The following is a 12,634-nucleotide window of genomic DNA, read 5'->3' as shown; positions in this document are numbered from 1 at the left end:
GGCCGGATGCGACGGACCCGAAACCGTCGTGAAGAGCCACCCCTTTTGAAAGACAACCCATGCAAACCATCCCCATCTTTGGCACCGACGGCGTGCGCGGCCGGGTCGGCCAGGCCCCCATGACGCCACAGGCCGTGATGCAGCTGGCGCATGCCAGCGGGGCCTTGCTGGCCGAGCGGCAGGCAGGCTCCAGCCAGAAGCCCGCGGTGGTCATTGGCTCGGACACCCGGGTCTCTTCCGACATGCTCGAAGCCGCCTTGCAGGCGGGCTTCGCCGCCGCGGGCGTGGACACGGTGATGTGCGGCGTGTTGCCGACCCCAGCCATCGCCTACCTCACACGCCTGCGTGGTTTCCAGGCCGGCGTGGTGGTCAGTGCCTCGCACAACCCTTACGACGACAACGGCATCAAGTTTTTCTCCAGCGACGGCGACAAACTGAGCGATGCGGTGGAGCAGGCCATCGAACAGCGCATGCAGGAGCCTCTGGCCTGTGTGCCCTCGCGCCAGCTCGGGCATTCGTGGCGCCTGCCATCGGCGCCCGGCCTCTACATCGACTTCTGCAAACGCAGCCTGGACAGCGACGTGAACCTGCGGGGCCTGCGCATCGTCATCGACGTGGCGCACGGCGCCTGCCATGAGGTGGCGCCGGCCGTGCTGGAACAGCTCGGCGTCGATGTGGTGGTCACCGGTGGATCCCCCAATGGCGTGAACATCAACGACGAGGTGGGTGCGACGCGCCCCGAACACCTGTCGCGGATGGTGCGGCACCACCACGCCGACCTGGGCGTCGCGCTCGACGGCGATGGCGACCGCCTGGTGATGGCCGACGCTTCGGGCCGCGTGTTCGACGGCGACGAGCTGCTGTACCTGCTGGCGCAGGATGCGAAGCAGCGACGCGAGGTCTGTGCCGGTGTCGCAGGCACCCTGATGAGCAATCTGGGTCTGGAACAGGCCCTCAACCGCCAGGGTGTGGCGTTCGCGCGTTCCGCGGTGGGCGACCGCCACGTCCTGCAGTTGCTGCGCGAGCGCGGCTGGCGTCTGGGGGGCGAGAACTCGGGGCACATCCTGTGTCTGGACCGCCACACCACCGGCGACGGCGTGATCGCCGCGCTGCAGGTGCTCGCGGCCATGCGGCGCTCGCGCAAGGACCTGGCCCAGCTGTGCGAGGGCTTGCAGCTGCACGCCCAGTGCCTGATCAACGTGCCGATTGCAAAAGGGGCGGATTGGGAGAGCAGCGACGTGATCCGGCGCTGCCGCGAGCGCACCGAGCGGGCGCTCGGCATGTACGGTCGCGTGCTGCTGCGGGCCTCGGGCACCGAGTCGGTGCTGCGCGTGATGGTGGAGTGCCCGGAAGCCGGCCAGGCCGCGGCGCTCGCCCGGACGCTGGCCGACGAGGTGCACCAGGCGATGAGCCCTTGCACCGAACGGGAACTGCTGGCGGCCTGAGTGGCGGGCGCGTTGCCGACCCTGCGCGTGTTCGCTGCCGCACAGACTTCGCGCGTTCCGGGCGGCTACAAAGTCCCCTGTGGTGGCGCGTGGTGCGCGACCTGAAACCCAACCTGGGCCCTGAAATGATCACAGTCGCCAACCGAGCCACCCCCAAGCCGCCCACCCTCAGGCCGCAGGACGAAGCCCCGACCAGCGAGGGCGCTGCGCCGGAGGGACGGGTGCCCGAGCCGTCCCCTCCGGCGCTCCAACCCACAGGACCGGTCACGCGACCGACCATGAACCTGCCCCACAACACCCGAGGTGTGCCCGGTGTGCGCAAGGCCTGAACCCGACGCCCGCTTGGCCGTGCGTCCCAAGTCCGCCCTGCGCACACGCGACGCGCTGGACCAGCTGCGGCTGGACCACGAACTCATCCGCAAGCTGCTGCGCGAATACGACGGTGTGCGCCTGGTCGAAGGCTGCAGCGCGGAACGCAAGGCCGAGATCGTGGACCGCCTGTGCGACGCGCTGAGCCTGAACGCGCTGATCGAAGAAGAAATTTTCTACCCCGTGCTGCGACCGGTGCTGGACGGCGCGCGGCTCGCGCAGACCGCGCTGTGCGATCACGCCCGGCTGCGCCACCTGATCGCGCGGCTGGACGAGATGGAACCCGGCGACCCGGGCTACGACGATGCGGTGGTCGACATCGGTGACTGCGTCTTGCCCAGCCTGGACGATGCCCGGGCGGTGCTGTTCGTCGAAGTGCGCATGACCGGTCTGGACACGGCAGCGCTGGGCGAGCAGATGGCGCGCCGCCGCCGGGCGCAGCAACAGCAGGATTTCACCCGCATCGGCCTGCCCCGGTCCGAGTCCACGGTGGTGCTGGGTGGCTGGCCACCGGCCTGCCACCTGACCCTGGCCTGAGCGCACTTCGCCCACCGTGCACCCAAAGGAAAAGGCCCGCTGCCAGTCTGGCAGCGGGCCTTTTCCTTGCCCACACCCCGCGAGGGGTGCGGCAGGGGAGCACCGGGTCAGCGTGTGCCCGTGACTTCCACCTCCACGCGGCGGTCGGGCTGCAGGCAGTTGATCAGCGAAGGACGTGCCTGTTTGTCCGAACAGTCGCCGGCGGCGGTCACCGGCTGGCTTTCGCTCTTGCCGACGGCGCTGATGCGGGTCGGGTCGATGTTGCCGTTGGTCACGAGGTAGTTCTTGACCGATTCGGCACGCTCTTCCGACAGCGTCTGGTTGTATTCCGTGGAGCCCAGGCGGTCGGTGTGGCCTTCGACGCTGATCGACTGGTAGCGGGTACCGCTCAGCTGGTTGCTGAACTTGTCGAGTTCGACCCGACCTTCGGGGCGCACGGTGGACTTGTCAAAGCCGAACAGCGTGTCGGCCGAGAAGCTCACGCGCTGGGGCGCTGGTGCCATCACGACCGGCGCGGGTGCCGGTGCCACGGCGACGGGTTCCGGCATCGGGGCGGGTGCCACATAGACCGGCGCTGCGGCCACGCGCTCGGGCGCACGGCCGAACGGGAACACCAGGCTGACCGAGGCCACGTCCACGTTGGCGCGGCGGCCGACGGCGTCCTTGATGCGGTAGCGCTCCACATCGCCACGGATCCAGAACGCGGGCGTCATCTCGTATTGCACGCCCAGGCCAACCTTGTAGTTGGAGTCGTTGTGCTTGCTGCTCGACGAGATGCCGGCACCGGCGCCGGTGCCGCTGAAGCGGTCCTTGGACCAGGCGTGCTGGGCGCCCACACGGGCCAGCGCGGAGAAGCGTTCGGTGAGCGGCAGGGTGCCGACCAGATCGAAGTTGAGGCCCTGGACCCGGGTCTCGCCGGACAGCGTGCCCGAGGGCGAGGTGGAGGTGCTGAAGCGGTTCTTGCCCAGATCGAAAAAGCCCGCTTCGAGGGCGATGTTGCGGTTGATCTGGTAGCCACCAAAGAGCTTGAAGGCCTTGTCTTTGTTGTCGGTGGCGACACCGGTGGTGTTGACGCCCGGCAGCAGCACGCCGGTGGTGTGCGCGGGATCCATCTCGGTGCGGGACTGGCCGACCGAGCCGCCGCCATAGAAGTGGCTGGTACTCTGCGCGTACGCAGAGGACGCCAGGAAGGTGGCCATGCCGGCGACGCCGAGCAGGTGGAGAACAGTCAGCTTTTTCATGGGGGTCTTTCTTGCGTCTCAGACGCATTGCGCGGAATGCACCCCCTGTTTCTATGATCCTGCGCGAACAGCGTCGGTACGCTGTCGAACATGTGCAGGAGCGCCACACTTCCGGTTCTTTTCCCCTTGTGTGCGCTGGCAGACAGTCAAGCGCCCTGCGGGCTCGCACACTGTTTTTCAATGCGCCGAGGACACACCATCCAGAGCACACCACATGACGCCGCCCCTCCCGGGTGGTGCAGAGTCAACAGGGACACCACACGCTCATGGCCAACGCCGACAATCTCCTGCTCCAGCAACTGCCGAAAGACGCCCGACGGCATCTGCTGGACCAGTGCGAACCTTTTGAACTGCTGCTGTCGGCCGAACTCAGCGTGCGCGGTCAGCCGCTGAGCCACGCGCATTTTCCGATCTCGGGCTTCATCTCGCTGGTGATCGATGTGGACGAGTACCCATCGCTCGAAGTGGGCATGGTGGGGCGGGAGTCGATGCTCGGTTCGGAGCTGGTGCTGGGGCTGGCGAAGACGCCCTGGCGGGCCCTGGTGCAGGGTGAGGGCAAGAGTTGGCGCATCGGCGCCGAAGCCTTGCGCGCGGAGATCGCGAGCAGCCCGCCGCTGCAGGAAGTGATGCAGTCCAGTCTGCTGGTGCGGCTGCACCAGCAGACCCTGGCCTCGGCCTGCGAACGTTTTCACGAGATCGGGCCGCGCCTGGCGCGCTGGTTGCTGATGAGCCAGGACCGCGCGCAGGCCGACAACTTTCACGTCACGCAGGAGTTCATGGCCTTGATGCTCGGCGTGCGGCGCGTGGGGGTGACGGAGGCGGCCGGGTCGTTCCAGCAGAGTGGGTTCATTGCCTACCACCGGGGCGAGCTGCAGGTGCTTGACCGGGCGGCGCTGGAGGCGGAGGCCTGCAGCTGCTACGCCGCCGACAAGCAGTTCCACAAGGAACTGACGGGGCGCAAAAACTGAACCACGCCGGCGGCTGTCGCCCGGGCCGGTGGTCTGCCGCAGGCGAACAGCATCGAGCGGGTTATTTCAACCAGCTGTCGTCGGCCCGGTCTTCCCAGTCCTTGAGTTGTTTTTCGGCTTCGTCTTTGGCGATGCCGTAGCGCTCCTGGATCTTGCCGGCGAGCTGGTCGCGGTGACCGGCCACGACCTGCAGGTCGTCGTCGGTCAGCTTGCCCCACTGCTGTTGGGCTTTCCCGGTGAGTTGTTTCCAGTTGCCTTGAATGGTGTCCCAGTTCATGCGATGTCCTCAGGTTGTCGGGTGAACAGAAACGTCCACCACGGTGCCCTTTTTAGGTCGGGAACGGGCGGCCGTCTGTGCGCTGGCGAACCGTTCGGGGTTCGCCAGCGCACAGACCGCGGCGCGCGGAAACACCACGATGCCTTGTCGCAGCTTTCAACGCCATTGCCCCGGACAGGGGACCTCCGCATGCCATTTCTCAACACGGAACACAGCCGGGCCGCCTACGTCACCGACTTCGTGCTTTACAGCGTGGTCGCGCTGGCGCTGCTGGTCTACCTGGGCTGGTCGCTGCCCCTGGCCGACTGGAGCGGTATCGCGGTCTACGGCCTGCTGGGCGCGCTGGCCTGGTCGGCGCTGGAATACGGGCTGCACCGGTTCGTGCTGCATGGCTTGCCACCCTTCAGCCGCTGGCACGCCGAACACCATCGGCGCCCCGAAGCGCTGATTTGCACACCCACGCTGGTCAGCGCCGCCCTGTTTGGCGGCGTGTTCTACCTGCCCGCCCGGTGGCTGCTGGGCGACTGGCGCGCCGAGGCGTTCATGCTGGGCCTGCTGTCGGGTTATCTGGTCTACACAGCGCTGCACCACGCGCTGCACCACGGCCACTCCAGCAACGCCTGGTTCCTGCGCCGCCAGCGCTGGCACGCGCGGCACCACCATGTGCGCCCGCTCGGCTGCTACGGCGTGACTACGGGATTCTGGGACGGCTGTCTGAGCCCTCGCCAGCGCCTGCTGCCCAGCCGCTGAAGCGGCAGGCGGGGCCCGGGTTCACAGCACCAGGCGCTGCGCGTAGCCTGTCATCTCCAGGTAGCCGCGGCCGACGTGCTTGCCGTTGCTGTCGAACAGGTCGGACAGGCCTTCCCAGTACACCGTGCCGGTGCTCGCGCGGCTGTCGAGTTCCTGCGGGTCGATCACGGCCTTGACGGTGTAGAAGTCCGCGGGCGTGCGGATCATCCATTCCACCGGGTAACGGGCGCGGGTGCGCGGGCTGGTCCAGTGGCGCTGGGCCACCCATTCCACTTCGCCGGGCCGGAAGCGGTAGATGTCGGTGGGGTTCTGCGCGCTGCCCGCGGCGCGGAACGAGCCGCCGGCCCACACCATGCTGCCGTCTTTGCGGCGCAGCTGGAAGGCGGTGACGCAGTGGCCGTCGAACAGGTTCATGCCGATCCAGTCCCAGCCCACGGCCTCCGGGTGCAGCAGGGCTTCGCTCCATTCGTGGTCGAGCCAGGCCTTGCCCTGGGTGACCGTGAAGGTCTGGCCCTGAAAGCCCAGCGTGCCACGCACTTCCAGCTGCGGCTGGCTGACGTAGAAGCTGGACTGCGCGGGGTCGGGGCCCTTGCGCGAAAAGCCTCGTTCGCCCTGCAGCAGGATGGCCTGCGTGGGCGTCGCGTCGATCGCGATGCGCAGCGCGTCGTCGCTGACGCGGGTGGTGTAGCCGCCGTCGGACCGGCGCTGGATGAACCAGTCGCCCAGCGCCACGTGGGTGTCGGTTTCCAGCGCGTACACGCCGCGCCCGGTGATGGCGGGCGGTTCGCCGTTCCAGCGCGCGATGCGGTCGCTGTGCCAGAGCCGCTGGCCGCTCACGTCGGTGATGGCGGCGTGGGCAAACACCAGCTGCTTCGCGGCCAGGCGGCTGGTCAGGCCTTGGGTGCCATCGACGCGGCTGCGGAAGAACGTGACCTGGAAACCGAAGCTGCGGCCTTGCGCATCCTGCGCGTGGCCGGTGAGGTACCACCACTCGGTGCGGGTGGTGTTGTGGGTGCCGTGGTCGCGCGGGAAGGCGAGTGCGCGCGGTGTGAGCGGGCCGCGGGCGGACTCCGGCTGCTGGGCCTGCGCCCACCGCCAGGGCAGGGCGCAGGCCGCGGCCGCGCCGAGCACCAGGCGGCGCCGTGCGCTCACGCTCGCGGTGGGCCGGGCGTCATTCCCGGGTGGGGTCGGTGGGTGCATCCTGGGGGCCGCTGTCGGACGCGAGCTGGGCGTCCAGGCGCGCCTGGGCGGCGCTGATGTCGCCGAACCGGTTCTGCGCCCAACCGGCGTCGAAATAGGTCTGCCGGTAGCGCTCGCCACTGTCGCACAGCAGCGAGAGGATGGAGCCGCGTTCGCCGTACGCCTTCATCTCCTGCGCCAGCGCCAGCATGGCCACGAGGTTGGTGCCGGTGGACGGGCCGACCCGGCGTCCGAGCAGGCCGGTGAGCGCGTGCATGGCGGCCAGCGAGTCGGCGTCGGGCACCTCGACCATGCGGTCCACCACGGTGGGGATGAAGCTGGGTTCCACGCGCGGGCGGCCAATGCCCTCGATGCGCGAACCCGGCGCGGTCAGCGTGGCGTCACCGCTGCGGTGGTAGGCGCAGAACACCGAGCCCTCGGGGTCGGCGACGCAGAGCCGGGTGGCGTGTTGCTGGTAGCGCAGGTGCCGGCCGATGGTGGCGCTGGTGCCGCCGGTGCCGGCACCGACCACGATCCAGCGCGGCACCGGGTGGCGTTCGCGCCCCATCTGCTCGAACATGCTGTGGGCGATGTTGTTGTTGCCGCGCCAGTCGGTGGCGCGCTCGGCGTAGGTGAACTGGTCCATGTAGTGGCCACCGGTCTCGCGGGCCAGCTGTTGCGCGGCGGCGTAGACCTCGCCCGCGTGCTCCACGAAGTGGCAGCGTCCGCCGTAAAACGCGATCTGGTCCACTTTCTCCTGCGAGGTGTTGCGCGGCATGACGGCGACGAAGGGCAGGCCCAGCAGCCGCGCGAAATAGGCCTCGCTCACGGCGGTGGAGCCGCTGGACGCTTCCACCACCGTGGTGCCCTGCTGCAGCCAGCCGTTGCACAGCGCGTAGAGAAACAGCGAGCGCGCCAGCCGGTGCTTGAGGCTGCCGGTGGGGTGGGTGGATTCGTCCTTGAGGTAGAGGTCGATGCCGTGCGCGGCCCAGCCCGGCAGGGGCAGGGCGATCAGGTGGGTGTCGGCGCTGCGGCAGAAGTCGGCCTCGATGCGGGCGATGGCCTGGTGCAGCCAGTGGGGTGTGTTCATGCGGTCATTGTGAGGGAGGTTCACCAGTCTTCTTTCACCGCCTGCACGGCGTCGCGGCCGGCGGCGGCGCGCCCGGCCAGCCAGGCGGTGGCGGTGCCGGCGATCACCACCGCCACGCACAGCGCCAGCAGCCGCGCCCAGGGCAGCACGAGGTCCATGGTCCAGTGGAAGCTCTGCGGGTTGACCACGTGCACCAGCACCAGGCTCACGCCCAGTCCCAGCGCCAGGCCGGCGAGCGCGCCGAGCACCGTCCAGGCCAGGCCTTCGAGCGCGACCACGCCGAGGATCTGCCGCCGCGTCAGGCCCAGGTGCGCCAGCAGGCCAAACTCCTTGCGCCGCGCCAGCACCTGCGCGCTGAAGCTGGCCGCCACGCCGAACAGGCCGATGCCGATGGCCACCGCCTGCAGCCAGTAGGTGACGGCGAAGCTGCGGTCAAAGATGCGCAGCGAGGTGGCGCGGATCTGCCCGGCCGAGGCGAACTCGATCAGGCCCGCGGCGCCCTGGCGCCCGGCCAGCGCGCGGATGGCTTCGCGCACCGCGTCTTCGTCGGCGCCGGGCGCGAGGTGCAGCGCCAGGTCGTTGACGCGCGCATCACCCGAAAGGCGCACGTAGTCGGCGCGGTCCATCACCACGCTGCCGTGCTGGCGCGCGTAATCGCGCCAGACGCCGGCGACGAAGAAGCGCGTGTTGCCACCCGCCGGAAAGGCCAACGCCAGGGCTGGCAGCCAGCCGCCGGGCACCGCGCCGTGCAGGTCCAGCATGGCTTCGCTCACGTACACCGCCACCACGCGTTCGCCCGCTGCGGCCGGCGGCAGCGGAAAGGGCAGGCCCACCAGGGGCAGCTTCTGGCCGGCGGGCGCGTCGCTGCCCCGGGCCAGCGGACGCGCGAGCAGGGTCACGGCGGGCAGGTTGGCGTTGAGCTGCAGCGAGGTGGCACGCAGCGGGTCCACCCGCGCCACGCCCGGCAGGGCGGTCACGGCCATCACGAAGTCGGGCGGCAGGCTGTTGCCGTCGCCCGGGCCGCTGCCGCCGGAGCGCACATAGAGCTGCGCCGGCAGTACGCCGTCGAGCCACTGCGTGACCGAGTCGCGAAAGCTCGCCACCATCACCGTGAGCGCGACCGAGAGCGCCAGGCTGGCGACCACGCCGCTGGTGGCCACGGCGGCGGTCTCGCGCAGGCGGCGCGAGCGCTCGACCGCCAGCAGCGGCAGCGCGTGGCGCGCCACCAGCGGCGCCAGGAAGTGCAGCAAGGCGCCCACGGCCAGCGGCAGCGCGGCGATGCCACCGACCAGCAGCAGCCCGACCGAAACATAGGCCGCCAGCGGGACGCCGCCCACCGGTGGCGCCCAGGCCAGTGCGGCGGCCAGCAGCATGAGCGCCAGCGCCCAGCCGTGGTGCCGCGACGCGCTGCGCCCGCCGCCCAGGCCCTTGAGCGCCAGCGCCGGGGCCAGGGCGGCCGTGGCGCGCGCGGGCCACCAGCCGCCGGCCAGCGCGGCGGCCACGCCGAGCGCGCCGTACAGCAGCGCGGCCGCGGCGCTCCATTGAAGTGGCGGTGCGGCGCCCGAAAAATAACCACCGCCCAGGTCACCGCCGAGCACGCGCAGCGCCAGCGCGGCCAGCGCCGTGCCCAGCGCGATGCCGAGCGCGCTGCCGATCAGGCCCAGCAGCGCCGACTCGGCCAGCACCAGGCGCAGCCGCTCCGGCGCCGAGAGGCCGAGCACGCCCAGCAGCGCGAACTGCTGCTGGCGCCGCGCCACCGAGAGCGAGAGCATGGAGAACACCAGGAAGGCCCCGGTGAACAGGGCCACCAGCGCCAGCACGGTGAGGTTCACGCGGTAGGCGCGCGACAGGTTGCTGGCGCGTTCACCCGCCTGCTCGGGGCGTTGCGCGATCACGCTGGGCGGCAGGTCCAGTGCGGCGAGCACGGCGTCGGGCCGGGCGCCCGGGGTCAGGCGCAGGTCGATGCGGCTGAGCGTGCCCACGCGACCGGTCAGTTCCTGAGCGGCGGCCACGTCCATCACCAGCAGCGGCGCGCCCGGGGCGTTCACCGTGCCGGCCACGCGCACGCTCTGCAGGCGCAGGCCGGTCTGCACCTGCAGCCGGTCGAGGGCCGCGCCATCCCGGGCCAGCGCTTCGCGGGCGGCCGGGTTGAGGAACACGGCGTCGGGGGCAAAGATGTCCAGCCGCCGGGCTGCGCTCCCGTCGTCCTGGCGCGCCAGCGCCGGCATGAGCGCGGGCGAAATCCGGGCCACCACCAGCGCGTCCACGCCGACGATCTTCACCGGCAGCTTGCGGTCGCCGGGCAGCAGCACGGCGGTGGGCCACTCCAGCACCGGGCTGGCCAGCGCCACATCGGGGTGCGCCGCCACTCGCTCCAGCAGCGCATCGTCCAGCGCGCCCTGGCGCGCGCGCAGCTCCAGGTCGGGCTGGCCGTTGACGGCGCTCACCGCGCTGGAGAACTCGGCCAGCGCCGATGCGTTGATCAGCTGCACCGCAAACGCCAGCGCCACACCCAGCATCACCGCCACCACGGCCGAGGCGGTGCGCCACGGATGGTGGCGCAGTTCTTGCAATGAGAAGGTGGTCAGCAGCGCGCGCATGGGTTTGAGCTTACCGCCGGCCCGGCGAGCCTGCCAGGGCATGCGCAGGCGGTCTGGTAGGTGCGCCATCGCACCGAAGCCCGAGGGCCAGGCGCGTAAGATTCTTTCTCTGTCAACTGGAGCTCACCGTCCCCCCGGCGCACAACGGCGCTGCCGCGCTGCACCAGCAGCCCCAACCTCTTTTAACGGTGATCCCCATGGTCCGCATCCACCTCGCCATCGACCTGAACTACACGGTCAACCCGCCCTCGGCGGACTTCATCTTCAACATCCAGGCGGCGCTCTCGCCGCAGCAGACCGTGGTCTGGGAAGAGCTGCAGGTCAGCCAGCCGGTGCCGCTGGTCATGCACACCGACGCCGCCACACGCAACCGCACCTTGCGCCTGACCGCCGGCGCGGGCCCGTTGCAGGTGCGCTACCGCGCCACGCTGGACATCCGGCACCACGTCGCCGCGCCCGAAACCGTGTTCGAGACCCCGGTGGCCCAGCTGCCCACCGACGCGCTGGTCTACATCTACCCCAGCCGCTACTGCCAGTCGGACTGCGTCACCGCGCTGGCCAACTCGCTGTTCGGGCAGATGCCGCAGGGCTATGGCCGCGTGCTGGCGATCAAGGACTGGGTGCAGAGCCAGGTCACGTTCCAGTCCAACACCAGCAACTCCATGACCTCGGCGCTGGACACCCTGAACGACCACAAGGGTGTCTGCCGCGATTTCGCCCACCTCATGATCACGATGTGCCGCGCGCTCAACATCCCGGCGCGCTTCACCACCGCGATCGACTTCGGCGCCGATCCGGCCCTGGGGCCGACCGACTTCCACGCCTACGTCGAGGTCTACCTCGGCCACCGCTGGTACCTGTTCGATCCGTCCGGCACCGCCATTCCCATGGGCTTCGTGCGCATCGGCACCGGCCGCGATGCCGCCGATGCCTCGTTCGCCACCATCTTTGGCGGCGTGCAGGCGCAGGCGCCGGTCATCGACATTTCGGCCCAGGTGAATCCGCAGAACGGCTGGCAGATGCCGGTGCACCGCACCGAGGCGCTGTCCACCGACAGCGGCTGGCACACCGGCTTCTGACCGGTCGCGGGGGCTGGCGGGCCGGCGAGGCCGATCCGCCCGTCCGCCGCCACCAGGCCCGGGCCGCGCCTGTGGCCTAATAAGGGGTTTTCAACTTTTCTCTCTGGAACCGACATGGGCAACAAAATCGTCACCGAAGCCGACCGCAAAGCCACCCCCCGTCCCACCCCCATCGCCGGCATGGTCCTGGCCACCCCTGGCCGTGGTCAGCGCGTGAGTCTGGAGCGTGGCGTGGCCACCCGTTCGAAGAAAAACCCCGGCAAGCGCTCCAACAAGGGCGGCTGATCGGCTGTTCTGCCGGCCTCCGGGTCGGCACCTGAAAAAAGGTCCGTTGCGGACCTTTTTTTGTTTTCCGGCAGCGTCAGCGAGCGAACGTGAGGAAGCGGCCCTTGTAGGCTTCGCCACCCTCCAGCGTCTTGTCGGCCGTGCGCATGGTGAGGCGGTAGCCCAGCGCCCCCATCTCGCGGCAGAAGGCGCTGCGGTTGCTGCGGTCCGGGTCGACGATGATGACTTCGGCGTGCAGCGTGGCGTGCTGGTCGATGAACCGCGCGAGCTGGGCCGGCTGCTGGCGTTCGTAGAGCACGTCGCTGCCGATGATGAGGTCGAAGCGGCCCAGCCCGCTGGCGCCGCTGGCGTCGTCGAGCGCCCAGTTGCCGGGCTGGTAGGGCAGCGGGCCCAGGCCGTTGGCGAGCAGGTTTTTTTGCAGGAAGGTCTCGGTCAGCGGATGCCAGTCGGTCACGGTGACATCACCGGCCCGGCGGTGGATCACCAGGCTGGCCAGCGCCAGGCCGGCGCCGATTTCCAGGATGCGTTTGCCCTCGATGGCGTGGCTGTGCATGGCCAGGGCGAGCACGCGCGCCGAGGGCCAGACCTGGCCAAACAGCGGCCAGCCCGAGGCGCCCATGCCCGCGTCTTCGGCGCTGCCTTGCGGGTCAGCGTACTGCTGGTTGTCGAGCAGGGAGCGGACGTCGTAGTCCAGTCCACCGATGTTGACGGTCTGTTGACGGACCTCGTAGCCAGGCATGTGCTGTTCTTTTCATGGTGTGTGTGCGGTGTGAAACGGTTCTGGTCGAACGGGCACAGCGCTTCCATGGGCACC

Annotated in this window: 12 protein-coding genes; 6 read left to right on the top strand and 6 right to left on the bottom strand. The window is 69.8% G+C overall.

Annotated features, from left to right (window positions below; translation table 11 throughout):
- Window positions 1-59: 59 nt before the first annotated feature.
- Both glmM and ACN5W5_RS13000 read left to right on the top strand, forming a co-directional pair.
- A complete protein-coding gene (gene glmM / locus ACN5W5_RS13005; RefSeq protein ID WP_420048927.1) occupies window positions 60-1,445 on the top strand; it encodes a phosphoglucosamine mutase in 1,386 nt (461 codons plus the stop codon).
- 348 nt (window positions 1,446-1,793) lie between these two features.
- Window positions 1,794-2,351: a hemerythrin domain-containing protein gene (locus ACN5W5_RS13000; protein WP_420049260.1), complete on the top strand. Its 558-nt coding sequence runs from the start codon at window positions 1,794-1,796 to the stop codon at window positions 2,349-2,351.
- Between the two features lie 107 nt (window positions 2,352-2,458).
- Here ACN5W5_RS13000 and ACN5W5_RS12995 read toward each other — a convergent pair whose 3' ends face one another.
- Window positions 2,459-3,592, bottom strand: a complete 1,134-nt coding sequence (locus ACN5W5_RS12995) for an OmpA family protein (protein ID WP_420048926.1) — start codon at window positions 3,590-3,592, stop codon at window positions 2,459-2,461.
- Window positions 3,593-3,858: 266 nt separating this feature from the next.
- On the opposite strand from ACN5W5_RS12995, the gene ACN5W5_RS12990 reads away from it, so the two are divergent.
- Complete coding sequence (locus ACN5W5_RS12990; protein ID WP_420048925.1) at window positions 3,859-4,560, top strand: Crp/Fnr family transcriptional regulator; 702 nt, start codon at window positions 3,859-3,861, stop codon at window positions 4,558-4,560.
- 61 nt (window positions 4,561-4,621) lie between these two features.
- On the opposite strand, the gene ACN5W5_RS12985 is transcribed toward ACN5W5_RS12990, so the two are convergent.
- Window positions 4,622-4,837, bottom strand: coding sequence for a CsbD family protein (locus tag ACN5W5_RS12985; RefSeq protein WP_177136489.1), 216 nt, complete (start codon window positions 4,835-4,837; stop codon window positions 4,622-4,624).
- A gap of 189 nt (window positions 4,838-5,026) precedes the next feature.
- Here ACN5W5_RS12985 and ACN5W5_RS12980 point away from each other — a divergent pair, with 189 nt between their 5' ends.
- Complete coding sequence (locus tag ACN5W5_RS12980) at window positions 5,027-5,587, top strand: sterol desaturase family protein (RefSeq protein WP_420048924.1); 561 nt, start codon at window positions 5,027-5,029, stop codon at window positions 5,585-5,587.
- A 21-nt stretch (window positions 5,588-5,608) separates the two neighbouring features.
- Here ACN5W5_RS12980 and ACN5W5_RS12975 read toward each other — a convergent pair whose 3' ends face one another.
- The 3 genes from ACN5W5_RS12975 to ACN5W5_RS12965 are packed head-to-tail and all read right to left on the bottom strand — an operon-like array spanning window position 5,609 to window position 10,456.
- Window positions 5,609-6,787 (bottom strand): lipocalin-like domain-containing protein, encoded by a 1,179-nt coding sequence (locus ACN5W5_RS12975; RefSeq protein WP_420048923.1) that lies wholly within the window; start codon window positions 6,785-6,787, stop codon window positions 5,609-5,611.
- Window positions 6,759-7,856: a PLP-dependent cysteine synthase family protein gene (locus ACN5W5_RS12970; RefSeq protein ID WP_420048922.1), complete on the bottom strand. Its 1,098-nt coding sequence runs from the start codon at window positions 7,854-7,856 to the stop codon at window positions 6,759-6,761. The genes ACN5W5_RS12975 and ACN5W5_RS12970 overlap by 29 nt, the downstream gene beginning before the upstream one ends.
- Window positions 7,857-7,876: 20 nt before the next feature.
- Entirely contained in the window at window positions 7,877-10,456 is a 2,580-nt protein-coding gene (locus tag ACN5W5_RS12965; protein ID WP_420049259.1) for an ABC transporter permease, read from the bottom strand.
- A gap of 197 nt (window positions 10,457-10,653) precedes the next feature.
- Between ACN5W5_RS12965 and ACN5W5_RS12960 the strand changes: the two genes are divergently transcribed.
- Entirely contained in the window at window positions 10,654-11,535 is an 882-nt protein-coding gene (locus ACN5W5_RS12960; RefSeq protein WP_420048921.1) for a transglutaminase-like domain-containing protein, read from the top strand.
- Between the two features lie 114 nt (window positions 11,536-11,649).
- Entirely contained in the window at window positions 11,650-11,820 is a 171-nt protein-coding gene (locus ACN5W5_RS12955) for a hypothetical protein (protein WP_420048920.1), read from the top strand.
- 76 nt (window positions 11,821-11,896) lie between these two features.
- Here the strand turns inward: ACN5W5_RS12955 and ACN5W5_RS12950 are convergent, their stop codons facing one another.
- Complete coding sequence (locus ACN5W5_RS12950) at window positions 11,897-12,559, bottom strand: class I SAM-dependent methyltransferase (protein WP_420048919.1); 663 nt, start codon at window positions 12,557-12,559, stop codon at window positions 11,897-11,899.
- Between the last annotated feature and the right edge of the window lie 75 nt (window positions 12,560-12,634).

It is taken from the genome of Hydrogenophaga sp. ZJX-1 (assembly GCF_048590325.1).
Classification (GTDB): Bacteria; Pseudomonadota; Gammaproteobacteria; order Burkholderiales; family Burkholderiaceae_C; genus Hydrogenophaga.
Note: the sequence above shows the minus strand (reverse complement) of the source record. Positions and strands in the feature narration are given on the sequence as shown.